A 22,300-nucleotide genomic window follows, 5' to 3' on the forward strand; every position below is an offset into this window, starting at 1 on the left:
AGGAGTTGGCGTAGAGTCACTGCACTGTGTTTGCATGGGTCGCAACAGTTCGTGACCTGGGCCAGTAGCCGCAATCCGCTACAACCCGTTCGACGTCTCTTACTTTCCTGCAACCCAGCCCAGTAATCTTTCACTTACAAAAAGCGTGAAAGAAACTGTCATCAAAATTCAAGTTTCATAGGAAATAAGACAATGGCTGAGCGTCAGAACGGTACCGTCAAGTGGTTCAATGACGAGAAAGGTTACGGCTTCATCACCCCAGAGAGCGGTCCGGATCTGTTCGTCCACTTCCGCGCTATCCAAGGCAACGGCTTCAAGAGCCTGAAAGAAGGCCAGAAAGTGACCTTCGTTGCTGTGCAAGGCCAGAAGGGCATGCAAGCCGACGAAGTCATTCCTCAGTGATCTGACTTCCACAAAAAAGCCCCTGTGTTGACCCACAGGGGCTTTTTTGTGCGCGCATTTCCATAGAATGGGCCTTTGCCATCTGGAGCCGTCCTGCATGTCCAAGCCTCTGCTCAACCCTCAGGGTGACTTCCCACCGGTCGGCCTGGGCCGGCGCCTGGCCGCGATGTTCTACGACTTCCTGCTGTGCACCGCCCTGCTGATCGTCACTGCCGGTCTCTACAAAATGATCCAGATGGCGATCATCGGCGAGGCGCGCATGCGCGAGCTGACCGAGGCCGGCGCGCTGGATGGCGACCCGTTGCTGTCGACGATCCTGCTGTTTGCCCTGTTCGGCTTCTTCGCCAAGTTCTGGACTCACGGCGGCCAGACCCTGGGCATGCAGGTGTGGGGCATGCGCGTGCAGAACGCCGACGGCAGCGCCATCAGCCTGTGGCAGGCGCTGCTGCGTTTCGTGGTGTCGATCGCCTCCTGGCTGTGCCTGGGGCTGGGGTTCTTCTGGTCGCTGATCGACAAGCGCCAGCGCAGCTGGCACGACATCTACTCCGAAACACAACTGGTGCGCCTGCCCAAGCGCAAGAAGTAGCCACCGCCCCCCCCTGTAGGAGCCAGCCTTGCTGGCGAACCCTGGCCACCCCGGTTCGCCAGCAAGGCTGGCTCCTACAACGAAACCCTCACGCACAAAAAAGCCGACCCTAGGGTCGGCTTCTTGTTTGGCGGATCAACCCGCCCGGCGCATCAACCACAAACCGGCCAGCGCACAGATGCCCGCCGGTATCACCACCGCCAGCAACGGCGGGAAGCCGAACACCTGGCTCGATGGCCCCAGCAGATCACCCGCGATGCGGAACACGAAGCCCACCAGCACGCCGGTGAACACCCGCTGGCCGAGGGTCACCGAACGCAGCGGCCCGAAGATGAAGGAGATCGCCATCAGCACCAACGCCGCGGTCACCGCCGGCTGCAGAACCTTGGTCCAGAACGCCAGCCAGTAACGGGAGTTGTTCAGGCCCTGGTCGGACAGGTAGTGGATGTAGTCCCACAGCCCGGTGATCGACAGCGATTCCGGTGCCAGCACCACGGTATTGAGCAATTCCGGGGTCACCGACACGTCCCAGACTTCTTCAGGCGCATTGATCACTTCGGTGTGGTCGCCACGGAAGTAAGTGGTGGCCACATCGTTCAGCACCCACTTGCCGTCCTGGTACTGCGCCCGACGAGCGAAGCTCGAAGTCTGGATCTTGCGCTGCTCGTCGAAGCGATAGCGGGTCACACCCAACAGCAGGCCGTTGGGCTGCACCGAGTTGATGTGCACGAACTCCTCACCCTGGCGGTGCCACATGCCGCGCTTGGAGCTCTGCGCCTCGCCGCCGCCCTGGGCCAGCGAACGGTCGGCCTGGGCCTTGTTCTCGGTCACCGGGGCGACGTACTCGCCAATCAGCACGCCGACCAGCATCAGCACCAGCATCGGTTTCATCACCGCCCAGACGATGCGGCCGATCGAAACGCCGGCGGCGCGCATGATGGTCAGCTCGCTGCTGCTGGCCAGGCTGCCCAGGCCGATCAGGCAGCCGATCAACGCGGCCATGGGCAGCATGTCGTAGAGCCGGCGCGGCGCGGTCAGCAGCACGTAGCTGCCGGCGTCCATCACCGTGTAGGTGTCGCTCAGGTCGCTCATCTCGTCGATGAAGGCGAACAACGAGGCAAGGCCCAGGATGATGCCCAGCACGGCGAGGATGGCCAGCAGCACGCTCTGGCCGATGTAACGGTCCAGTTTAACCACGGGCCACCTCCGCACGGCGAGCGGCGCGTTTCAGGCGCAGCGGCTCCCAGTACATCAGGGCCAGGCCGATGAGCAGGAACAGGCCATGGACCCACCAGATACCCAGCGAGATAGGCAGTTTGCCCTTCTCCAGGGCGCCACGCACGGAAATCAGCATCGTCAGATAGGCCATGTACAGGAGAATCGCCGGCAGCAACTTGAGGAAGCGGCCCTGGCGTGGGTTGACGCGGGACAGCGGCACCGCCAGCAGCGTCACGACGAACACCAGCAGTGGCAGCGACAGGCGCCACTGCAGCTCGGCGCGTTCACGCACGCCTGGGTTGCCGAACAGGTCGGAGGTCGGGATCGCCTCGCGCTCGGTCACCTCTTCGGCGACCTCCGGCTTGGGCAGCAGCACGCCGTAGGTGTCGTACTTGATCGCCCGGTAGTCGGCCTGGCCCGGGTTGCCGTCATAGCGGTAGCCGTTCTGCAGCACCAGGTAGCGGTTGCCGTCGGCTTGCACTTCCTGGTGACCCTTCTCAGCAACCAGCACCGACGGCGCACGGTCCTTCGTCTTGTCCTGGTTGAAGCGTTTCTCGGAGATGAACACCCCGGCCAGGTTGATGCGATCGTCGGACAGCTGCTCGGTGTAGGTGACCCGCGAGCCGTCACGCAGGGTCTGGAAGCGGCCCGGCACCAGGGTGTCGAACTCGGTGAGCGCATCCTGCTGGGCGATGATCTTCTGCACCTGGGCCACGCCCAGGGGCGCCAGGCTCAGGCTCAGCCAGGCCACCAGCAGGGCGACCAGCGCCGCCGGCGCCAGGGTCATCGCCAGCAGGCGCTGCTGGCTCATGCCGGTGGCCGACAGCACGGTCATCTCGCTTTCGAGATAAAGCCGACCATAGGCGAGCAGGATGCCGAGGAACAGCCCCAAGGGCAGGATCAACTGCAGGAAGCCCGGCAGGCGGAAGCCCATGATCATGAACAGCACGCCCGGGTCGAGCACGCCCTGGGCCGCCTGGGCCAGGTATTTGATGAAGCGCCCGCTCATGATGATCACCAGCAGCACAGCGCTGACGGCGCTCAAGGTCACCAGGACCTCGCGGGACAGATAACGAAAGACGATCAAACCAGACACTCCTGGGTTGTCAGGGGCGGAAAGCCAAACGAACGATTCGGACAGCCAAGACCCATGCTGGTTCGCCAGGGGCGAACCTCCATGTAAAGTGCGCGCATTATCCTGTGATTGACGGCGCCTGTCACTTGGCCGCGCATGACGCCGCATGACGGGGTTGTCATCGAGGTCGCGGCAGGCTCAAACTGGCAGCTTTTCCGCTGGCAGGCTTCAGCCGCCAGCCGCGTTTTCCGAGCGCCTGCGAAAGACAGCGCCCACTGACAGATCATTCGGGGACCCAGACATGGAATTGGTTGTAAAAAGCGTAGCCGCTGTATCCGTCAAGACCGCGACACTGGTCGTACCGGTCGGTGAAGGGCGCAAGCTCGGCGCCACCGCCAAGGCCGTCGACCAAGCCTGCGAAGGCGCCATCAGCGCCGTGCTCAAGCGTGGCGACCTGGCCGGCAAACCGGGCCAGACCCTGCTGCTGCACAACGTAGCGGGCCTGAAAGCCGAACGCGTGCTGCTGGTAGGCAGCGGCAAGGACGAGGCACTCGGCGACCGCGCCTGGCGCAAGCTGGCCACCAGCGTCACCGGCGTACTCAAGGGCTTGGGCGGCAGCGACGCGGTGCTGGCCCTGGACGACATCGCCGTCACCGGCCGTGACGGCCACTACGGCAAATACCGCCTGCTCGCCGAGACCCTGCTCGACAGCGACTACGTGTTCGACCGCTACAAGAGCCAGAAAGCAGAACCGCGCGCCCTGAAGAAAATCACCCTGCTCAGCGACAAAGCCGGCCTGGCCGAAGCCGAGCGCGCCGTGAAGCACGCCAGCGCCATCGCCACCGGCATGGCCTTCACCCGCGACCTGGGCAACCTGCCGCCGAACGTCTGCCACCCAAGCTACCTCGCCGAACAGGCCAAAGGCCTGGGCAAGGCGTACAAAGGCCTCAAGGTCGACGTGCTGGACGAGAAGAAGATCAAGGAACTGGGCATGGGCGCGTTCTACGCCGTGGGCCAGGGCAGCGACCAGCCACCACGCCTGATCGTGCTCAACTACCAGGGCGGCAAGAAGAGCGAGAAGCCGTTCGTGCTGGTGGGCAAGGGCATCACCTTCGACACCGGCGGCATCAGCCTCAAGCCGGGCGCCGGCATGGATGAAATGAAGTACGACATGTGCGGTGCCGCCAGCGTGTTCGGCACCCTGCGCGCCGTGCTCGAGCTGCAACTGCCGATCAACCTGGTGTGCTTGCTGGCTTGCGCCGAGAACATGCCAAGCGGCGGCGCCACCCGCCCGGGCGATATCGTCACCACCATGAGCGGGCAGACCGTCGAGATCCTCAACACCGACGCCGAAGGCCGCCTGGTACTGTGCGACACCCTCACCTACGCCGAGCGCTTCAAGCCCCAGGCGGTGATCGACATCGCCACCCTGACCGGCGCCTGCATCGTCGCCCTGGGCAGCCACACCTCCGGCCTGATGGGCAACAACGACGAGCTGGTCGGCCAGTTGCTGGACGCCGGCAAGCGCGCCGACGACCGCGCCTGGCAACTGCCGCTGTTCGACGAGTACCAGGAGCAGTTGGACAGCCCGTTCGCCGACATCGCCAACATCGGTGGCCCGAAGGCCGGCACCATTACCGCCGGCTGCTTCCTGTCGCGCTTCGCCAAACAGTACAGCTGGGCCCACCTGGACATCGCCGGCACCGCCTGGATCAGTGGCGGCAAAGACAAGGGCGCTTCGGGCCGCCCGGTCCCGCTGCTCACCCAATACCTGCTGGACCGCGCTGGCGCCTGATGCCCCACGCCGGTGGCGCCCAGGCGTCACCGGCCGGCAGAGCAAACCATGAGCCAAGTCGATTTCTACATCCTGCCCACCGACTCGCTGTCGGCGCGTCTGGATTTCGCCTGCAGACTCTGCGAGAAGGCCTGGCGCCTGGGGCACCGGGTCTACCTGCACTGCCAGGACGAAGCCCAGCGCCTCGACCTGGACGAACGCCTGTGGCGGTTCAAGGGCGAAGCCTTCGTCCCCCACGACCACGCCGAGGCGCACAAGGATGCCAGCGTAGCCCTTGGGCTCGGCAACGATGCCGGTGAGCACCGCGACCTGCTGATCAACCTCGGCGGCGACGTCCCTGGGTTCGTCGGCCAGTTCGAACGGGTCGCCGAGATCGTCGTCGAGGAACCGGCCATCCGCCTGGCTGCACGCGAGCGATTCCGTTTCTACCGCGAACAGGGCTATGCTCTGCAAGATCACCGCTTACAGCGACTCTGACGACGATGGATAAGCAGAAGAACCCCCTGACCCATTCCGCCCACCTGCTCGACGATCTCGAATCGATCCGTGAGCTGCTGGGTGACGCCAACCTGCAACCACCGCTATTGACCGAAACGGTGGAGCAGATCCCCCTGTTACTCGATGTCCCTGCCGCCACCGTCGCACCGGCCGTCGCGACTGCCCCCACTGCAGCGCCCGAGGCAGAAGCCCAAGCCCGCCGCCAGGACACCCTGCTGCACCTGGACGCCGAACTGCGAGCCGCCGCGCAATTGATCATGCAGGACGTGATCAACGACTTCACCCCGCACATCGAGACCGAGATCAAGCGCCGCCTCGATGCGCGGCTGGAGCGCTTGCTCAAGCGTTCCGAGTGATCCCGTTCGCCAGCAAGGCTGGCTCCTGCACACGATCCCCCGTAGGGGCCAGCCTTGCTGGCGCAATCGCTCATACCCCTCGCCTGTCGCCTGCGGCCTCTACGTTGGTTATACTTCCCGGCTTTCCCGAATTAATGCCTAAGGGTCCCGCCGCGCATGGATAAGACCTACCAGCCGCACGCCATCGAAACTTCCTGGTACAACACCTGGGAGTCCGAGAACTATTTCGCCCCACAAGGTGCTGGCGACTCGTACACCATCATGATCCCGCCGCCGAACGTGACCGGCAGCCTGCACATGGGTCACGGTTTCAACAACGCGATCATGGACGCGCTGATCCGCTTCCGCCGCATGCAGGGTCGCGACACCCTGTGGCAGCCGGGCACCGACCACGCCGGCATCGCCACCCAGATGCTGGTGGAGCGCCAGCTTGAGGCGAAAGGCCAGAACCGTCATGACCTGGGCCGCGACAAGTTCCTGGAAAAGGTCTGGGAATGGAAGGATCAGTCCGGCGGCAACATCAGCCGCCAGATCCGCCGCCTGGGCTCGTCGGTGGACTGGAGCCGCGAGCGCTTTACCATGGACGACGGTCTGTCCGAAGCGGTCAAGGAAGCCTTCGTGCGCCTGCACGAGGATGGCCTGATCTACCGCGGCAAGCGCCTGGTCAACTGGGACACCAAGCTGCACACAGCGATTTCCGACCTCGAAGTGGAGAACCACGACGAGAAGGGCCACCTGTGGAACCTGCGCTACCCGCTGGCCGACGGCGCCAAGACCGCTGAAGGCAAGGACCACCTGGTGGTCGCCACCACCCGTCCGGAAACCCTGCTGGGCGACGTCGCCGTCGCGGTCAACCCAACCGACGAACGCTACCAGGCACTGATCGGCAAGTTCGTCGAACTGCCGCTGGTCGGCCGTCGCATCCCGATCGTCGCCGACGACTACTGCGACCCCGAGTTCGGCACCGGCTGCGTGAAGATCACCCCGGCCCACGATTTCAACGACTATGAAGTCGGCAAGCGCCACAACCTGCCGCTGCTCAATATCTTCGACAAGAACGCCACCGTGCTGGCCGCCGTGCAGGCGTTCAACCTCGACGGTAGTGTCAACGAAGGTATCGACACTTCGCTGCCGGCCCAGTACGCCGGCCTCGACCGCTTCGTCGCGCGCAAGCAGATGGTCGCGGACCTGGACGCCCAGGGCCTGCTGGTCGGCATCGACGACCACGCCCTGAAAGTCCCGAAAGGCGACCGCTCCGGCACCGTCATCGAGCCGTGGCTGACCGATCAGTGGTACGTCTCCACCAAGCCGCTGGCCGAACCTGCCATCGCTGCCGTGGAAGACGGCCGCATCCAGTTCGTACCGAAACAGTACGAGAACATGTACTTCTCCTGGATGCGTGACATCCAGGACTGGTGCATCAGCCGCCAGCTGTGGTGGGGCCACCGCATCCCGGCCTGGTACGACGAGGCCGGCCAGGTCTATGTCGGCCGCGACGAAGCTGAAGTGCGTACAAAGCACCAGCTGGGCGCCGAGGTGAAACTGCGCCAGGACGACGACGTGCTCGACACCTGGTTCAGCTCGGGCCTGTGGACCTTCTCCACCCTCGGCTGGCCGGAACAGACCGAGTTCCTGAAGAAGTTCCACTCCACCGACGTGCTGGTCACCGGCTTTGACATCATCTTCTTCTGGGTCGCCCGGATGATCATGCTGACGATGCACTTGATCAAGAACGAGGACGGCACCCCGCAGGTACCGTTCAAGACCGTCTACGTGCACGGCCTGGTGCGCGACGGCCAGGGCCAGAAGATGTCCAAGTCGAAGGGCAACGTTCTCGACCCGCTGGACATCGTCGACGGCATCACCCTCGACGCCCTGCTGGAAAAACGCACCAGCGGCATGATGCAACCGAAGCTGGCCGAAAAAATCGCCAAGCAAACCAAGGCCGAGTTCCCGGAAGGCATCGCCAGCTACGGCACCGACGCCCTGCGCTTCACCTTCTGCTCGCTGGCCTCCACTGGCCGCGACATCAAGTTCGACATGGGCCGCGTCGAAGGTTACCGCAACTTCTGCAACAAGATCTGGAACGCCGCCCGCTACGTGCTGGACAAGGGCGAAGACTGCGGCCAGAACGGCGAAGCCTACGAGCTGTCGCTGGCCGACCGCTGGATCATCTCGCAGCTGCAGCGCACCGAAGCCGAAGTGACCCGCCAGCTCGAGCAGTTCCGCTTCGACCTGGCCAGCCAGGCGCTGTACGAGTTCATCTGGAACCAGTACTGCGACTGGTACCTGGAACTGTCCAAGCCCGTGCTGTGGGACGAGAACGCCCCGGTCGAGCGCGCCCGTGGCACCCGCCGCACCCTGGCGCGCGTGCTGGAAGTCGCCCTGCGCCTGGCCCACCCGTTCATGCCGTTCATCACCGAAGAGATCTGGCAGCGCATCGCGCCGCTGGCCGGCATCGAAGGCAAGACCATCATGCTGCAGCCGTGGCCTGAAGCGAACGAGAGCCGCATCGACGCCGCCGCCGAAGGCGACATCGAGTGGCTCAAGGAGCTGATGGTCGGCCTGCGCAACATCCGCGCCGAAATGAACATCGGCCCGGGCAAGCCGCTGCCGCTGTTCCTGAAGAACGCCAACGCCGACGACCAGCGTCGCCTGCAGGAGAACGAAGCGCTGCTGAAGAAACTGGCCAAGGTCGAGTCGTTCACCGTGCTCGGCGAGCAGGACGAAGCGCCGCTGTCGGCCACCGCCCTGGTGGGTGACCTGCAGGTGCTGGTACCGATGGCCGGCCTGATCGACAAAGACGCGGAACTGGCACGCCTGAGCAAGGAAATCCAGCGCTTGCAGGGCGAAGTCCAGCGCGTTGGTGGCAAGCTGTCCAACGCCGCCTTCGTCGACAAGGCTCCGCCTGCGGTGATCGAGAAAGAGCGCGCCAAGCTGGCCGAGTCGGAACAGGCCCTGGCCAACTTCACCGAGCAGCATGCGCGGATCGCTGCGCTGTAATCACAAGTGAAGCCACAGCGGGCTGCTTTGCAGCCCATCGCCGGCAAGCCGGCTCCTGCATGGGCATAGCCCATCCTGTAGGAGCCGGCTTGCCGGCGATGCTTTTCAGGACTCCACCATGAATCAGAAACCCACCCTGCACCCACGCAACCGCCACCAAGGCCGCTACGACTTCCCCGCACTGATCAAGGCGCATCCGGACCTGGCCCGCTTCACCATTACCAACCCCTACGGCAAACCCAGCATCGACTTCGCCAACCCCGAAGCCGTGCGCGTGTTCAACCGTGCCTTGCTCAAGGCCCAGTACGGCATCCAGCACTGGGACATCCCCGCCGACTACCTGTGCCCGCCAATCCCCGGCCGCGCCGACTACATCCATGTGCTGGCCGACCTGCTGGCCGAGGACAACGCCGGCGAGGTGCCTCGCGGCGCCCAAGTGCGGGCCCTGGACATCGGTGTCGGCGCCAACTGCATCTACCCCCTGCTGGGCTACAGCGACTACCGCTGGCGCTTCCTCGGCTCGGACATCGACACCACCGCCCTGGCCTCGGCCAAGGCCATCGTCCAGGCCAACAAGCTCGACAAGGCCATCGGCCTGCGCCACCAACCCCAGCACAAGCACATCCTCGGCGGCCTGCTGCAGGCGGACGAACGCTTCGAGGTGACCTTGTGCAACCCGCCCTTCCACGCCTCGCGCGAAGAAGCCACTCGCGGCAGCCAACGCAAGTGGAAGAACCTCGGCAAGCAGGACCCCAAGCGCAAGCTGCCCGTGCTGAATTTCGGCGGGCAGAACAATGAGCTGTGGTGCGAAGGTGGCGAAATCCGCTTCGTCAGCCAGTTGGTCGGCGAAAGCGCGCAGTACGCCGAACAAGTGCTGTGGTTCACCAGCCTGGTATCGAAGGCCAGCAACCTGCCTGGCATCGAGGCAGCACTGAAGAAGGCCGGCGTGAAAGCCCTGCGCATCGTCGAGATGGGCCAAGGCCAGAAGCAGAGCCGGATGGTCGCCTGGAGCTTCCACGACGACGCAGGCCGCCAGGCATGGCACGCCCGGCGCAAATCACAGGCATGAAAAAACCGCGCCCGGGCAAGCCGGGCGCGGTTTCGTCAACGCATCAACAATTACTTGTTGATCGAGTCGGTCAGCACTTTGGCTGGAACGAACTTGACGACTTTCTTGGCAGCGATTTCGATGGCGGCGCCAGTCGAAGGGTTGCGGCCGGTACGGGCAGGACGCTCGGTGACTTTCAGCTTGCCGATGCCTGGCAGGGTGATTTCAGCGCCGTTTTCCAGTTGGTCGGCGACGATCTGGCCCAGTTGCTCCAGGGCAGCGCGCGCGGTGGTTTTCGGCGCGTCGATGGATTCAGCGATATCGGCAATCAGTTGGTCTTTGGTCAGTGCCATGGTGGTGTTCCTTCCCTATCAAATTCAGTGGTTGTGCAGCGTGCTTGGTCGGTGGTCGGGCCAGCCCGGGACAATCCAGAGGCCGCGTCGATCGCGTATGTAGATGCGCAAATCGGCGTTTGGTTCGACACCCCGCAAGCGTGCTGCCAGCAATGCGCCACACAAGGGGCGCAAGACCGCGCAAAGCTACCACAGGAATCGATAAATATCCGCTGTCGACATTGATTTTGTGCAGGTTTTTCGGGGGTTGTCGGAAAAAACGCAAAAAAATGAACAAAAAACGAACAACCGGTATTTCCGCCAACATCTGGCCACTGCATCACCCCTGCCCTGAGGTAAACTGAGCGACTTTTGCAGCGCGGCTTTCCCCGCCCACACCACCGAGATTTCCATGCCAATCCGTCATTGCATCGTTCACCTGATCGACAAGAAGCCCGATGGCAGCCCCGCCGTGCTCCATGCGCGCGACAGCGAACTGGCAGCGTCCGACGCCATCGAAAACCTCCTGGCCGACCTCAACGACAGCTACAACGCCAAACAAGGCAAAGCCTGGGGCTTTTTCCACGGCGAGTCCGGCGCTTACCCGTTCAGCGGCTGGCTCAAGCAGTACCTGGATGACGAAAAGGACTTCGCCACCTTCAGCCGCGTTGCCGTCGAGCACCTGCAGAAGCTGATGGAGGAGTCCAACCTCTCCACGGGTGGTCATGTGTTGTTCGCCCACTACCAGCAAGGGATGACCGAGTACCTGGCCATCGCCCTGCTGCACCACAGTGAAGGCGTGGCGGTGAACGCCGAGCTCGACGTCACCCCGTCGCGCCATCTCGACCTCGGTCAGTTGCACCTGGCGGCCCGGGTCAACCTGTCCGAGTGGAAGAACAACCAGAACTCGAAGCAGTACATCTCGTTCATCAAGGGCAAGAACGGCAAGAAAGTCTCGGATTACTTCCGCGACTTCATCGGCTGCCAGGAAGGTGTCGACGGGCCGGGCGAGACCCGCACCCTGCTCAAGGCGTTCAGCGACTTCGTCGAAAAAGAAGACCTGCCGGAAGAATCGGCCCGGGAGAAGACCCAGACCCTGGTCGACTACGCCACCACCCAGACCAAGCTGGGCGAGCCGGTGACGCTCGAGGAGCTGTCCAGCCTGATCGACGAGGACCGCCCCGAGGCGTTCTACGATCACATCCGCAACAGCGACTACGGGCTGTCGCCGGAGATCCCGGCGGACAAGCGCACCCTCAACCAGTTCCGCCGTTTCACCGGGCGCGCCGAGGGGCTGTCGATCAGTTTCGAGGCGCATTTGCTGGGCTCGAAGGTGGAGTATGACGAGGAGGCGGGCACGCTGGTAATCAAGGGCCTGCCAACCCAGCTGATCGACCAGCTGAAACGACGCAAGGACTGATTACACCTGCAGGAGCGGCTTTAGCCGCGAACACCGGCAACGCCGGTGGCATCCCACCGCGTCGCCTGCATCGTGGCTAAAGCCACTCCTACAGGATGGTGCATGCACTGGCGTAGGAGGCAACCAACGCCTCCTTCGCCGATTTGCGCAGCTTCTTCACCAGCCGCTCCTGGCGCAATGCCTCACCCTTGTCGGGCCACTGCTCCACATAGACCAGCGCCTGCGCCGGGCTGGTCTTGAAGTACCGCGCCCCCTGCCCCTTCTGATGCTTGATGAAACGCCGCTGCGGATCGTCACTGATCCCGCAGTACAGCGAACCATTGGCAGCCCGCACCAGGTAAACGTACCAAGGCTTGCACTCGGGGGTGATGGGTGTCTCGCTCACGGCTCGGTTCGATACAGCTGAAGATGGCCGTCAGCTTACCCGCTCAACGCGCCTGCTGGAATGCGCGCAAACCCTTGAACGCCTGCTGACGCACCTTGTTTTGCAGCATCGGTGTCCAGCCCAGCAGTACGCCAGGCATACCCAATGCCTGGCGCGACCAGCGCCACAGGTCGAAACGGTCGTCATGCTGGCAGATCAACCCGTCACGGATCACGAAACGCGCCTGGATGTCGTTGACCACCACACGGCCGGTCTGGCTGAACAGATAGGTGGCGACCCAATGCGCGCCGTCGCTGCGAACATTGTCGAAGGTCAGGGTGAAGTCCTTGGCGCGGGAGGTGAGCATGCGCCACATGTCACCTGCATCCTGGCCACGCAAGGTGCCGAAGACCGGATCGCTGAATACGACATCGTCGCTGTAGCAGGCCACCATGGCCTCGGCGTCCAGGCGCTGGAACGCTTGGTAGAAACGGGTGATCAAGGCGCTGTTGGCATCGCTCATGGGCGGGTCCGTGGTAGGGTCGAAAAACGCACCATAATCCCACCCTCGCCACGGCGCCATCTCCATTTGCGCCATGAATGGTGAACAGGCCCGCTTCAGCGTTTTTCGCTGACGACCCCGACATGCAGCGCCCGCCCGGCGCCAAGCCCGAACACGATTGGCCCCGCCCCCAATACCGCGAAGATCCACCCCACCGCGCCCCAGCCGCCCGTGACATCATGCACCAGCCCCACGGCGAACGGCCCCATCGATGCCAAGGTGTACCCCACCCCTTGGGCCATGCTCGACAGATTGGCAGCCACGTGGGCATCCTGCGAGCGCAGCACGATCAAGGTCAGCGCCAGGGCAAAGGTACCGCCCTGCCCTAGCCCGAGCACCACCGCCCAGCCCCAAAGCCCTTCGACGGGCGCATACAAGCAGCCGAACAACCCAGCGAGGGTCACCAGCATCACCACCACGATGGCCAGGCGCTGGTCCTTGCCACGGGTCGCAAGCCAAGGTGCGCTCAGTGAGCTTGCCAGTTGCACGATCACCGAGCCGGACAGCACCAGCCCGGCTTCGATGGGGCTCAAGCCGCGCCCGATCAGGATCGACGGCAACCAGCCGAACACGATATAGGCCAACGACGATTGCAGCCCCATGTACAGGGTCACCTGCCAGGCCAGTGGATCGCGCCACAGGCCGCGCACACGGTAGGCGACCTTGTGCAGGCCATGCCCCTGGCGGGCCTGGGGCAGCCACAGCAGCATGGCCAGCAACGCCGGTATCATCCAGGCCCCCAGGCCCACGGCCCAGCTACCGTCGAAGTGCTGCGCCAGCGGCACCGTCGCCCCTGCGGCCATGGCCGCCCCCAGGCACAAAGCCATGGTGTAGACCCCTGTCAGGGTGCCGGCATGCCGTGGAAAATCACGCTTGACGATACCCGGCAGCAAGACCCCGATGATACCGATGCTCGCCCCTGCCATCAGGCTGCCGAGAAAGACGCCGGCCACCCCGAGCGTGCTGCGCACGAGAATGCCCAGTGCCAGGGTGAGGAGGATGCCGAGGATCACCCGCTCGCTACCGAATCGCCGCGCAAGTATTGGCGCCAGCGGTGCGAACAGCCCCAGGCACAGCACCGGCAACGTCGTCAGCAGGCCGGCCTGGGAGGCATTGAGCCCCAGCCCTTCGGCAACCTGGCCAAGCACCGGCGCCATGCTCGACAGCGCCGGGCGCAGGTTCAGCGCCACCAACACCAGCCCAAGCAACAGCAGCCAGGGGCGATGTACCGCTGCCGGGTGCTGCTGGACCTGCTCGTCATCGGCTTCGGCGTCGATCAACAACTCATCGAGTTCCGCTTCGCGGGGGTGAGTGTTCCGGGTCTGTTGCATGACCAACTTCCTGTCAGGATTCGATGAGGGTCCGGCTCAGGCGCTTGGCCCGTTGCGGATCACGTTGCTCGATGGCGTCGAGGATGTCCCAGTGCAGGTCAAGCACGGCCTGGCTGCGGGGGACGTCACCCATGTTGTGCTGCAGGGTTGCGGCCACCACACCGGAGAAATAGCGGTACAGCTCGCTGAGCGCCGGGTTGTGGGCGGCGTCGACCAGGCGTTGATGGAACACCAGGTCGCAGGCGACGTAGGTGTCCAGGTCACCGTGAAAATGGCCTGCACTGTGCTGCAGGGCCTGGCGCAGGTCGCACAGATCCTCTTCACTGCGACGCAGGGCGGCCAGGGCGATGGCTTCGGCTTCGAGAATGTGCCGGGTCTCGCGGGCATGCTCCAGGGTGCAGTTGGACATGGCCTGGACAGCCTGCAGCGGGTCCTGGGCCGTGCGCAGGTAGCTGCCGTCGCCCTGGCGGATCTCTACCAGGCCGCTGAAGGCCAGGACGCGCATGGCTTCGCGAACGGTATTGCGGCTGATACCGAGGTCGCTGGCCAGTTCGGGTTCGGTGGGCAGGCGCTGGCCTACCGACCAGGCGCCCTTGGCGATGCGATCGCGGAGCTGGTCGACGGCTTGTTCCACCAGGGAGCGTTTGATCAGGGGGGACATGCATTAAGTCCAATCATCGGATGAATTTATCGCGACGGTGGACGATAACGGGTTTGGGGGAATTGGGGCAAGGGCTAGCTGGGAAGTCGCGTGGGACAAGGCAAGAAGAACAACCATGGCCGATCAGGCAAGCCACGTTGCCACAAAGGTAGGAGCGGGTTCACCCGCGATGCGCCGCGCGGGCGGCGCTGGATTTCACAGGCGCTACAAACTTTGCGCCGAACAACGTCAACCGAAAGGCCGCAACCCCTGCCTCATCCCAAACAGAAACAACAACAAATCATGGTCTGGCTCGACCCGCGCCTGCCCGGGCTTGACCGCCACCCGTGGCAACGGACAAGCGCCACCTACCTCGGCCTTGCTGAACACCATCGGCCTGGGTTGCTCCCAGGCAGCCGCGGCCACCGTGGTGACCCCCAGCGCCCCGATGAAAAACAAAGCTCGAGCGATTTCTAGTTTCATTGCTCTAACCCTTTGACAGCGCTGCCAAACGCCATCTGGTAAAAATAGAGCAGGCTGCGCCACTCCGCCTCGTTCAACGACGAATGGCGACGTAACTGACGCAAGTCGTTGTACGCCGCACGCTGGCAACGGATACGCCGCCGGCACTTCTCAAGGTCGAGCAGCGCAACCTCGACACGGGCCTGTTCACCCTCGCCGATCACCTTCACGAACACATGCTTGCCGTACAAGCAGCCATGTTGCCAATGCCCCAGGTGCATGCGCGCCAAGTTGTCAGCCAGGTCCTTGAGCATGCGCTCATGCACCGCTTGCGGGTACCGCTCGCGGGCACCGCCAGCATGCCAGGCGTCGAGCTCGACGAAACCATCCAGCGCCTCGCTGACCAGCAAGGCCCGCCACTGATGATCGGCGTCACGCTCGGCGCCGGCGTAGACGATCCGCGGTACGCGTACACCCAGTTGCTCGAAACTGTTCAGTGCGTCGAGCTCTCGCAAGACCGTGGGCCGACCAAACGGGTGCATCAGGCTGCGGTAGATATGGCCAACCTGACGCTTGGCATAAAGCGTCTGCCCACCTTCCGTGGACAACCGCTGCACACCACTCTCGCCGCCGCGCCGCTGGTTGGGTTCCTCGACCCATTCCCCTTGCTGCTGCCAGTAATAATCGAACTGCCTGGTCTCTCTCTGGGCCACTGCCATCAATACCTACCCTTTGCGCAATACGTACACTCGCCACATGGCATAGAACGGCAGGAAGTCGAGTCGCTCCTGAATTTTGAATCCGGCTGAAACAAATTCTTCTTCTACTGTAGCCGCTGGTAACACAAATCGGTTCTGGTAACTGTCCTGCCCCGTCCGCAGGCTACGCCGTGCTTCCAGCTTTCTACGCCGCCATGCCTTGAAATTACCATCCACCCACAGCGACAAGATCACGCTATCGCGGCTAACTCTTTGAAATTCAGAAAGAATAGTCTGCCGATGAACAGGATCGCCGATATGGTGGAACAAACGCATGCAGAAGATGCTGTCTACCGAATTGTCCGGCAGATCAATAGCGAAAGCTGAAGTCTGCAAAGGCCGTACCCGTGCCACCACCTCTGGCGGTTGCGCCGCACAAGCTGTCTCGATCATCGCCGCAGAATTGTCGGCCCCGATGATCACGCGGTTGGGCTTTTCCGCCAGCAAAGGCCAGAAGCGCCCGGCACCGCAAGGCAGGTCCAGGACCAGCCCAGGCTCCCCGGCAAGGGTCAAGGCACGACGGGCCAGTTGTTCATCACGCTGGTGCGACAAACGACGGGCCAAACCATCCTGGTGCTTGCGGAAATATTCCTGGGCATGGTCCCGGTCGTACTTGTCGGAGAATTCTAGTTTGATAGGGCTTCGCATGAGGCATCTCCTGACTCCAATGCGCCCACCTTAGGTAGGCAAGCGTTGGCGTCAGGTCATGCGGATGTGAAAATTCTGTCAGTGCGACACGTAGATGTTACAAGAGTTTAATCAGCGATCGATGCCTGTTCGCCGCCATCCGTATCCAGATTCGCCGTTTTCCCCTGGCTCAGGTCCACCTGGAAACGGCAGCCATGGGGTAGCGTGGTCGTCAGGGTGACCCGCCAGCCCTGGTCATCGCAGATGCGTTGAACCAGCGACAGGCCCAACCCCAGCCCCTCGCCGCGACGCTCGTCACCACGCACGAACGGCCGGAACATTGCTTCGCGCTGTTCCTCGGGAATCCCCACACCGCTGTCCTCGACACTGAAGCCTGCGGGCTCGAGGCTCAGTCGAATGTAGCCACTGTCGGTGTAGTGGGCGGCGTTGCGCAACAGGTTACCCATCACCGATTGCAGGAACGTGGCGTTGTACAACACCTGGCTGGCGCCGGCCCGGCCATCGTAGTGCAGCGCCAGGCCCTTCTGCTCGATGGTGTCGCGCCAAACGCCGGTCAGGTCATCGGCGACTTCACGCAGGGTCGCACGGGAGGCCACCGCACCTTCATCACGCTGGGCACGGGCAAGCATGAGGAAGGTCTTGACCAGTTCGCGCATCTCTTCCGTGGCCCGGGCGATTCGCTCGACCTGGCTGCGCGAACGGCTGTCCAGGTTCGGGTTCTCCATCAACAGTTCACAGGAGGTGGCCAGCACCATCAGCGGTGTGCGCAGTTCATGGCTGACATCACTGGTGAACAGCCGCTCACGGGTCAACGCATCGCGCAGGCGCCCCAGGGTGTCGTCGAACGCCACCGCCAGTTGACCAACCTCATCGGCGGCGTAGTCCGGCGCCAAGGGTGGCGCCAACCCGAGCAACTGATCACGATGGCGGACCTGACGGGCCAGCCGGATTACCGGCGCCATCACCCGGCGGGCCAACAGCCAACCAAGGATCACCGCCAGTGCCAGGCTGAGCACGAAGCCGACCACCACCACCGCGAACAGTACCCGCTCGCGCTCCTCGAAGTCGCTCTGGTCCTGCAGCAGTACATACCGGCGACCATCGACGATTTCAACCATGGCGTGGTACGACAACTGGTCGCGGAACACTTCATGGAAGCCCGCATCGAGGTGACGCAAGTCCTTGGGCAGCTCGAAGTCATCGCGCCCGCCGCTGAAGTAGAACAACTGGTCCGGCCGCGGCCGATGGCTCCAGTCGCTGACGCTGTCCATGCGCAGCAGGCGCTGCAGGTCGCCACCGAGCACCGATGAAATCAACCGTTCTTCAACCAGGTGGACGGTGGCGACGATACCGAAGGCAAACGCCCCGGCCACCAATGCGCTCATCAAGGCAAAGGCGATGATGATGCGCTGGGCAAGGCTCTGCTTAAACTCCATCGCGGCCCTCGGCGAGGCGATAGCCGACGCCATGGACGGTATGCAGCAGGGCTTTCTCGAAGGGTTTGTCGATCACCTGGCGCAGTTGGTGGACGTGGCTGCGCAGGCTGTCGCTGTCCGGGCAGTCATCGCCCCACAGGGCTTCCTCCAGCACTTCGCGGCGCAACACGTGAGGGCTCTTCTGCATCAGCACGGCCAACAGCTTCAGGCCAACCGGGTTGAGCTTGAGCAGACGGCCCTGGCGCGTGACCTCCAGCGTGTCGAGGTCGTAGCTCAGGTCGGCGACCTGCAACGTACGCCGACCGCCACCCTGGGCACGGCGCAACACGGCCTCGATGCGCGCGGCCAGCTCGGACAGGGCGAACGGCTTGAGCAGATAATCGTCGGCACCGGAGCGGAACCCTTGCAGGCGGTCGTCCAACTGGTCGCGGGCGGTGAGCATGATCACCGGGGTATCACGGCGCGCATCCTCGCGCAGGCGCTTGCACAGCGTGTAGCCATCGATGCCGGGGAGCATGATGTCGAGCACGATCAGGTCGTAGTGTTCGGTGGCGGCCAGGTGCAGGCCGGAAAGACCGTCCTGGGCACAGTCGACGGTATAGCCCTTCATACCGAGGTAGTCGGCCAGGTTGGCCAGGATATCGCGGTTGTCTTCAACCAAAAGAATGCGCATCGGGGTCTCCTGTGCGGCGCTTCGCTCGCGGCGCGGCAGGCGCAGCTTAAGGCCATCGCCCGCGCCGTGCCAGCCCCGAGGAGAAATCGCCGAACTTGACAGATTTTTCACTGATCCTTCACGGACACAGGATAGCGGGCGCCCGACAATGCCCGGTCTTTTTCAGTCCTCTGGAGCTGTCATGCCGGAAACCCTTCGCCCTCGCCCGATCAACCCATGGCTGTACCTGGGCATCCCTTTGTTTATGGCCGTGGCCCTGATCCTGCTCGAATGGACCTCGCTGGACCTCGACGTCGCCGACCTGTTCTTCGACCAGGCCGCCGGTGAATTCATCGGCCGTCACAGTTATCTGCTGGAGACCGTGCTGCACGACCGAGTCAAGCAAGGGGTAATCGCCTTTGGGCTGATCGCCATGGTCGGGTTCGCCGCGAGTTTCTTCTGCAAGCAGCTGTTCGGCTGGCGCCGTGAACTGGGCTGCCTGGTGCTGGCGCTAGGGCTGTCGACGGCCTTTGTCACGCCCTTGAAGAAAGTAACCCAGGTGCAGTGCCCCTGGAGCCTGACCCAGTACGGAGGTAAGGAAACCTACAGCAAGCTGCTGGAACCGCGCCCACCCACCGACAAACCTGGGCTGTGCTGGCCGGGTGGTCATGCAGCGACCGGTTTCTGCCTGTTCGGCCTGTTCTTCATGCTGCGCGACCGGCGTCCGCGCCTGGCACGGGCGGCCCTGGCGCTGGCGTTCGTGGCCGGCTCGGTGTTGTCGGTCGGGCGGATGATGCAGGGGGCGCACTTTCTGTCACACAACGTGTGGACGGCGGTGTTCTGCTGGTTGATCGGGTTGGGGTCGTATTACCTGGTGCTGTATCGCCGGGGGGTGGCGGTGGCGGCAGCGCCACAGAACAGCGTCGCCTGATCGTGGATGAATCCGCTCCTGCAAGAGCGGAATTGTCCGCGATGGATTGGTATCAACAAAAAGCCCCGCACTAGGCGGGGCTTTTTGCTTGAAGCAGGGGGGTAAGGCTGGCTTACATCATGCCGCCCATGCCACCCATGCCGCCCATGTCAGGCATGCCAGCAGCTGGCTTGTCTTCCGGCAGGTCGGCAACCATGGCCTCGGTGGTGATCATCAGACCGCCGATCGAAGCCGCGGCTTGCAGGGCCGAACGGGTGACCTTGGCCGGGTCCAGGATGCCCATCTCGATCATGTCGCCGTACTCGCCGGTAGCGGCGTTGTAACCGAAGTTACCCGAACCTTGCTTGACCTTGTCAGCGACAACGCTTGGCTCGTCGCCGGCGTTGGCAGTGATCTGACGCAGCGGCGCTTCGACGGCGCGACGCAGCAGGGCGATACCGACGTTCTGCTCTTCGTTGTCGCCTTTGAGGTCGGCAATGGCAGCCAGGGCGCGAACCAGGGCCACACCGCCGCCAGGCACCACGCCTTCTTCGACGGCTGCGCGGGTGGCGTGCAGGGCGTCTTCAACGCGGGCTTTCTTCTCTTTCATTTCGACTTCGGTGCCAGCACCGACCTTGATCACGGCAACACCGCCAGCCAGTTTGGCCAGGCGCTCTTGCAGCTTCTCACGGTCGTAGTCCGAGGAAGTTTCTTCGATCTGGGCACGGATCTGCTTGACGCGTGCTTCGATGTCGGCGTCAACGCCAGCACCGTCGATGATAGTGGTGTTTTCCTTGGACAGGATCACGCGCTTGGCGTTACCCAGGTGCTCCAGGGTGGTGCTTTCCAGGGTCAAGCCGATTTCTTCGGAGATGACCTGGCCGCCGGTCAGGACGGCGATGTCCTGCAGCATGGCCTTGCGGCGGTCGCCGAAGCCCGGTGCCTTGACGGCAGCAACCTTGACGATGCCGCGCATGTTGTTGACTACCAGGGTAGCCAGCGCTTCGCCTTCTACGTCTTCGGCAACGATCAGCAGTGGGCGGCCGGCCTTGGCAACGGCTTCCAGAACTGGCAGCAGCTCACGGATGTTGGAGATTTTCTTGTCGACCAGCAGCAGCAGCGGGCCTTCCAGCTCGGCAACCATGGTGTCTGGCTTGTTGACGAAGTACGGCGACAGGTAGCCACGGTCGAACTGCATGCCTTCTACGACGGACAGTTCGTTTTCCAGGCCCGAGCCTTCTTCAACGGTGATCACACCTTCTTTACCGACTTTTTCCATGGCTTCGGCGATGATTTCACCGATGGAGTTGTCGGAGTTGGCGGAGATGGTACCCACCTGGGCGATGGCCTTGGAGTCGGCGCATGGCTTGGACAGGTTCTTCAGCTCGGCAACAACGGCAGCAGTGGCCTTGTCGATGCCGCGCTTCAGGTCCATCGGGTTCATGCCGGCAGCGACGGCTTTCAGGCCTTCGTTGACGATGGCTTGAGCCAGAACGGTAGCGGTGGTGGTGCCGTCACCGGCAGCGTCGTTGGCCTTGGAAGCAACTTCCTTGACCAGCTGGGCGCCCATGTTTTCGAAGGCGTCTTTGAGCTCGATTTCTTTGGCGACGGAAACGCCGTCCTTGGTGATGGTAGGGGCGCCGAAGCTCTTGGCCAGTACCACGTTACGGCCTTTCGGGCCCAGGGTCGCTTTTACCGCGTCAGCCAGAACGTTGACACCAACCAGCATTTTCTTACGAGCGGAATCGCCGAATTTTACGTCTTTAGCAGCCATGATCGTTTAATCCTTGAAATTCTTTGGAGTAACGGGAAGTCGGGGAAATCAGCCTTCGATGACGGCCAGGATTTCGTTCTCGGCCATGACCAGCAGGTCTTCGCCATCGACTTTCACGGTGTTGCTGCCCGAGTAAGGGCCGAAAACCACTTTGTCACCCACTTTCACGGCCAGCGCGCGTACTTCGCCGTTGTCCAGGATGCGACCGGTGCCGACGGCGACGACTTCGCCGCGGTTGGGTTTTTCAGCGGCCGAACCCGGCAGGACGATACCGCCAGCGGTTTTCGATTCTTCTTCGCTGCGACGGATGACGACGCGGTCATGCAGAGGACGAAGCTTCATTGTCGATCTCTCCCAAATTGTGGTTTTCATCGGCCGGTGTCAGCACCGGCGGGTTGATTCGGTCCGGCGTTGCCGGTCAGGGCCCGCATTCCGCGAACCCTGTGTGTCATGCCCGGTGAACTCACCGGAAACCTTGCGGTGACCACTACATGAGGCCAGTGAAATCAATTACAAGGCTTCGAATGGAAATTTTTTTGAAGGCGCGATCGCGGGCTACTTGTCGCGACGCTCGTACTCGCCCTCGATCACGTTCGGGCGATGGCCGCCGTCACGCGGCTGGGCCTGGTACGGGTCATCCTGGAACGCGCGCTGGCGCAGGGTCTGCTCTTCGGCGCGGCGGCGCAACTTGCCGGCCACCAGGCGGCGGGTGAACGGCAACAGGCATAGCACACCCAGCACGTCGCTGATGAAGCCCGGCAACAGCAGCAGGCCACCACCGACAGCCAGCATCAGGCCCTGGAACATGTCCTCGGCGGGCAGTTCGCCGCGCTGCAGGCTTTCACGGGCACGCAGGGCGGTGGCCAGGCCAGCCACGCGCATCACCAGCACACCCAGGGCGGAGCCGGCGATGATCAGCAACAACGCCGGGAAGAAACCGATGGCGGCGCTGACCTTGACGAAGACGAACAGCTCCAGCACCGGAAAAATCAGAAATAGCAATAGAAAAGCACGCATCAAGCATTCCTCT

The 22,300-nt window shown here is 63.2% G+C and carries 24 protein-coding genes; 9 read left to right on the forward strand and 15 right to left on the reverse strand.

All coding sequences use genetic code 11. From position 1 onward, the window contains the following. Positions 1-192: 192 nt before the first annotated feature. Positions 193-402 carry a cold-shock protein gene (locus tag IM733_RS14340; protein WP_011535493.1) on the forward strand — a complete coding sequence of 70 codons (210 nt, stop codon included), beginning with the start codon at positions 193-195 and terminating at the stop codon, positions 400-402. Between the two features lie 97 nt (positions 403-499). Further along, on the forward strand, positions 500-988 hold the full coding sequence (locus IM733_RS14345; protein ID WP_213658185.1) for an RDD family protein: 489 nt from the start codon (positions 500-502) through the stop codon (positions 986-988). 135 nt (positions 989-1,123) lie between these two features. Here IM733_RS14345 and lptG read toward each other — a convergent pair whose 3' ends face one another. Both lptG and lptF read right to left on the reverse strand, forming a co-directional pair. After that, positions 1,124-2,185 carry an LPS export ABC transporter permease LptG gene (lptG, locus tag IM733_RS14350; protein ID WP_248917285.1) on the reverse strand — a complete coding sequence of 354 codons (1,062 nt, stop codon included), beginning with the start codon at positions 2,183-2,185 and terminating at the stop codon, positions 1,124-1,126. Beyond that, positions 2,178-3,293: an LPS export ABC transporter permease LptF gene (lptF, locus tag IM733_RS14355; protein ID WP_011535496.1), complete on the reverse strand. Its 1,116-nt coding sequence runs from the start codon at positions 3,291-3,293 to the stop codon at positions 2,178-2,180. The genes lptG and lptF overlap by 8 nt, the downstream gene beginning before the upstream one ends. A 289-nt stretch (positions 3,294-3,582) precedes the next feature. Between lptF and IM733_RS14360 the strand changes: the two genes are divergently transcribed. The 5 genes from IM733_RS14360 to rlmF all read left to right on the forward strand — a co-directional run bounded on the left by IM733_RS14360 (position 3,583) and on the right by rlmF (position 10,002). Next, positions 3,583-5,076, forward strand: a complete 1,494-nt coding sequence (locus IM733_RS14360; RefSeq protein ID WP_248917286.1) for a leucyl aminopeptidase — start codon at positions 3,583-3,585, stop codon at positions 5,074-5,076. A 48-nt stretch (positions 5,077-5,124) separates the two neighbouring features. After that, complete coding sequence (locus IM733_RS14365) at positions 5,125-5,553, forward strand: DNA polymerase III subunit chi (protein ID WP_248917287.1); 429 nt, start codon at positions 5,125-5,127, stop codon at positions 5,551-5,553. Positions 5,554-5,558: 5 nt separating this feature from the next. Next, complete coding sequence (locus IM733_RS14370; RefSeq protein ID WP_248917288.1) at positions 5,559-5,930, forward strand: DNA polymerase III subunit chi; 372 nt, start codon at positions 5,559-5,561, stop codon at positions 5,928-5,930. A 156-nt stretch (positions 5,931-6,086) separates the two neighbouring features. Further along, entirely contained in the window at positions 6,087-8,933 is a 2,847-nt protein-coding gene (locus IM733_RS14375) for a valine--tRNA ligase (RefSeq protein WP_248917289.1), read from the forward strand. A 118-nt stretch (positions 8,934-9,051) separates the two neighbouring features. Beyond that, positions 9,052-10,002: a 23S rRNA (adenine(1618)-N(6))-methyltransferase RlmF gene (gene rlmF, locus IM733_RS14380; RefSeq protein WP_248917290.1), complete on the forward strand. Its 951-nt coding sequence runs from the start codon at positions 9,052-9,054 to the stop codon at positions 10,000-10,002. Between the two features lie 50 nt (positions 10,003-10,052). Here the strand turns inward: rlmF and IM733_RS14385 are convergent, their stop codons facing one another. Continuing rightward, the gene (locus IM733_RS14385) at positions 10,053-10,334 is read right to left on the reverse strand and encodes an HU family DNA-binding protein (RefSeq protein ID WP_134691715.1); all 282 of its coding nucleotides are present in this window, start codon (positions 10,332-10,334) and stop codon (positions 10,053-10,055) included. 391 nt (positions 10,335-10,725) lie between these two features. On the opposite strand from IM733_RS14385, the gene yejK reads away from it, so the two are divergent. Continuing rightward, complete coding sequence (gene yejK, locus IM733_RS14390) at positions 10,726-11,733, forward strand: nucleoid-associated protein YejK (protein ID WP_248917291.1); 1,008 nt, start codon at positions 10,726-10,728, stop codon at positions 11,731-11,733. An 88-nt stretch (positions 11,734-11,821) separates the two neighbouring features. On the opposite strand, the gene IM733_RS14395 is transcribed toward yejK, so the two are convergent. The 9 genes from IM733_RS14395 to colR form a co-directional block, all read right to left on the reverse strand. Next, positions 11,822-12,118 (reverse strand): GIY-YIG nuclease family protein, encoded by a 297-nt coding sequence (locus IM733_RS14395; RefSeq protein WP_248917292.1) that lies wholly within the window; start codon positions 12,116-12,118, stop codon positions 11,822-11,824. Between the two features lie 43 nt (positions 12,119-12,161). Continuing rightward, positions 12,162-12,620 carry a nuclear transport factor 2 family protein gene (locus IM733_RS14400; protein WP_248917293.1) on the reverse strand — a complete coding sequence of 153 codons (459 nt, stop codon included), beginning with the start codon at positions 12,618-12,620 and terminating at the stop codon, positions 12,162-12,164. Between the two features lie 95 nt (positions 12,621-12,715). Beyond that, on the reverse strand, positions 12,716-13,990 hold the full coding sequence (locus IM733_RS14405; RefSeq protein WP_248917294.1) for a CynX/NimT family MFS transporter: 1,275 nt from the start codon (positions 13,988-13,990) through the stop codon (positions 12,716-12,718). A 13-nt stretch (positions 13,991-14,003) separates the two neighbouring features. Next, on the reverse strand, positions 14,004-14,651 hold the full coding sequence (locus IM733_RS14410; RefSeq protein ID WP_248917295.1) for a FadR/GntR family transcriptional regulator: 648 nt from the start codon (positions 14,649-14,651) through the stop codon (positions 14,004-14,006). Between the two features lie 228 nt (positions 14,652-14,879). Then, positions 14,880-15,113, reverse strand: a complete 234-nt coding sequence (locus IM733_RS14415; protein ID WP_248917296.1) for a hypothetical protein — start codon at positions 15,111-15,113, stop codon at positions 14,880-14,882. Further along, positions 15,110-15,811 (reverse strand): lipopolysaccharide kinase InaA family protein, encoded by a 702-nt coding sequence (locus IM733_RS14420; protein ID WP_248917297.1) that lies wholly within the window; start codon positions 15,809-15,811, stop codon positions 15,110-15,112. Before IM733_RS14420 ends, IM733_RS14415 begins: the two co-directional genes overlap by 4 nt. 6 nt (positions 15,812-15,817) lie before the next feature. Next, complete coding sequence (locus IM733_RS14425) at positions 15,818-16,498, reverse strand: class I SAM-dependent methyltransferase (protein ID WP_248917298.1); 681 nt, start codon at positions 16,496-16,498, stop codon at positions 15,818-15,820. Between the two features lie 107 nt (positions 16,499-16,605). After that, complete coding sequence (locus tag IM733_RS14430; protein WP_248917299.1) at positions 16,606-17,934, reverse strand: sensor histidine kinase; 1,329 nt, start codon at positions 17,932-17,934, stop codon at positions 16,606-16,608. Continuing rightward, entirely contained in the window at positions 17,924-18,607 is a 684-nt protein-coding gene (colR, locus tag IM733_RS14435) for a two-component system response regulator ColR (protein ID WP_213658201.1), read from the reverse strand. The genes IM733_RS14430 and colR overlap by 11 nt, the downstream gene beginning before the upstream one ends. 181 nt (positions 18,608-18,788) lie before the next feature. Here colR and IM733_RS14440 point away from each other — a divergent pair, with 181 nt between their 5' ends. Further along, a complete protein-coding gene (locus tag IM733_RS14440; RefSeq protein ID WP_248917300.1) occupies positions 18,789-19,517 on the forward strand; it encodes a phosphatase PAP2 family protein in 729 nt (242 codons plus the stop codon). A gap of 112 nt (positions 19,518-19,629) precedes the next feature. Here IM733_RS14440 and groL read toward each other — a convergent pair whose 3' ends face one another. The 3 genes from groL to IM733_RS14455 form a co-directional block, all read right to left on the reverse strand. Continuing rightward, positions 19,630-21,270, reverse strand: a complete 1,641-nt coding sequence (groL, locus tag IM733_RS14445) for a chaperonin GroEL (protein ID WP_248917301.1) — start codon at positions 21,268-21,270, stop codon at positions 19,630-19,632. Between the two features lie 48 nt (positions 21,271-21,318). Beyond that, entirely contained in the window at positions 21,319-21,612 is a 294-nt protein-coding gene (locus tag IM733_RS14450) for a co-chaperone GroES (RefSeq protein ID WP_003260750.1), read from the reverse strand. Positions 21,613-21,825: 213 nt separating this feature from the next. Then, on the reverse strand, positions 21,826-22,287 hold the full coding sequence (locus tag IM733_RS14455; RefSeq protein ID WP_248917302.1) for an FxsA family protein: 462 nt from the start codon (positions 22,285-22,287) through the stop codon (positions 21,826-21,828). Positions 22,288-22,300: the final 13 nt, after the last annotated feature.

Origin of the sequence: Pseudomonas entomophila, from assembly GCF_023277925.1 — a bacterium.
Lineage (GTDB): Bacteria > Pseudomonadota > Gammaproteobacteria > Pseudomonadales > Pseudomonadaceae > Aquipseudomonas > Aquipseudomonas entomophila_D.

Excerpts from the sequence above, each read along its gene's own strand:
- IM733_RS14340 (WP_011535493.1), top strand. The coding sequence starts at position 193 with ATGGCTGAGCGTCAGAACGGTACCGTCAAGTGGTTCAATGACGAGAAA.
- IM733_RS14345 (WP_213658185.1), top strand. The coding sequence starts at position 500 with ATGTCCAAGCCTCTGCTCAACCCTCAGGGTGACTTCCCACCGGTCGGC.
- IM733_RS14360 (WP_248917286.1), top strand. The coding sequence starts at position 3,583 with ATGGAATTGGTTGTAAAAAGCGTAGCCGCTGTATCCGTCAAGACCGCG.
- IM733_RS14365 (WP_248917287.1), top strand. The coding sequence starts at position 5,125 with ATGAGCCAAGTCGATTTCTACATCCTGCCCACCGACTCGCTGTCGGCG.
- IM733_RS14370 (WP_248917288.1), top strand. The coding sequence starts at position 5,559 with ATGGATAAGCAGAAGAACCCCCTGACCCATTCCGCCCACCTGCTCGAC.
- IM733_RS14375 (WP_248917289.1), top strand. The coding sequence starts at position 6,087 with ATGGATAAGACCTACCAGCCGCACGCCATCGAAACTTCCTGGTACAAC.
- rlmF (WP_248917290.1), top strand. The coding sequence starts at position 9,052 with ATGAATCAGAAACCCACCCTGCACCCACGCAACCGCCACCAAGGCCGC.
- IM733_RS14385 (WP_134691715.1), bottom strand. The coding sequence starts at position 10,334 with ATGGCACTGACCAAAGACCAACTGATTGCCGATATCGCTGAATCCATC.
- yejK (WP_248917291.1), top strand. The coding sequence starts at position 10,726 with ATGCCAATCCGTCATTGCATCGTTCACCTGATCGACAAGAAGCCCGAT.
- IM733_RS14400 (WP_248917293.1), bottom strand. The coding sequence starts at position 12,620 with ATGAGCGATGCCAACAGCGCCTTGATCACCCGTTTCTACCAAGCGTTC.
- IM733_RS14405 (WP_248917294.1), bottom strand. The coding sequence starts at position 13,990 with ATGCAACAGACCCGGAACACTCACCCCCGCGAAGCGGAACTCGATGAG.
- IM733_RS14410 (WP_248917295.1), bottom strand. The coding sequence starts at position 14,651 with ATGTCCCCCCTGATCAAACGCTCCCTGGTGGAACAAGCCGTCGACCAG.
- IM733_RS14415 (WP_248917296.1), bottom strand. The coding sequence starts at position 15,113 with ATGAAACTAGAAATCGCTCGAGCTTTGTTTTTCATCGGGGCGCTGGGG.
- IM733_RS14420 (WP_248917297.1), bottom strand. The coding sequence starts at position 15,811 with ATGGCAGTGGCCCAGAGAGAGACCAGGCAGTTCGATTATTACTGGCAG.
- IM733_RS14425 (WP_248917298.1), bottom strand. The coding sequence starts at position 16,498 with ATGCGAAGCCCTATCAAACTAGAATTCTCCGACAAGTACGACCGGGAC.
- IM733_RS14430 (WP_248917299.1), bottom strand. The coding sequence starts at position 17,934 with ATGGAGTTTAAGCAGAGCCTTGCCCAGCGCATCATCATCGCCTTTGCC.
- colR (WP_213658201.1), bottom strand. The coding sequence starts at position 18,607 with ATGCGCATTCTTTTGGTTGAAGACAACCGCGATATCCTGGCCAACCTG.
- IM733_RS14440 (WP_248917300.1), top strand. The coding sequence starts at position 18,789 with ATGCCGGAAACCCTTCGCCCTCGCCCGATCAACCCATGGCTGTACCTG.
- groL (WP_248917301.1), bottom strand. The coding sequence starts at position 21,270 with ATGGCTGCTAAAGACGTAAAATTCGGCGATTCCGCTCGTAAGAAAATG.
- IM733_RS14450 (WP_003260750.1), bottom strand. The coding sequence starts at position 21,612 with ATGAAGCTTCGTCCTCTGCATGACCGCGTCGTCATCCGTCGCAGCGAA.
- IM733_RS14455 (WP_248917302.1), bottom strand. The coding sequence starts at position 22,287 with ATGCGTGCTTTTCTATTGCTATTTCTGATTTTTCCGGTGCTGGAGCTG.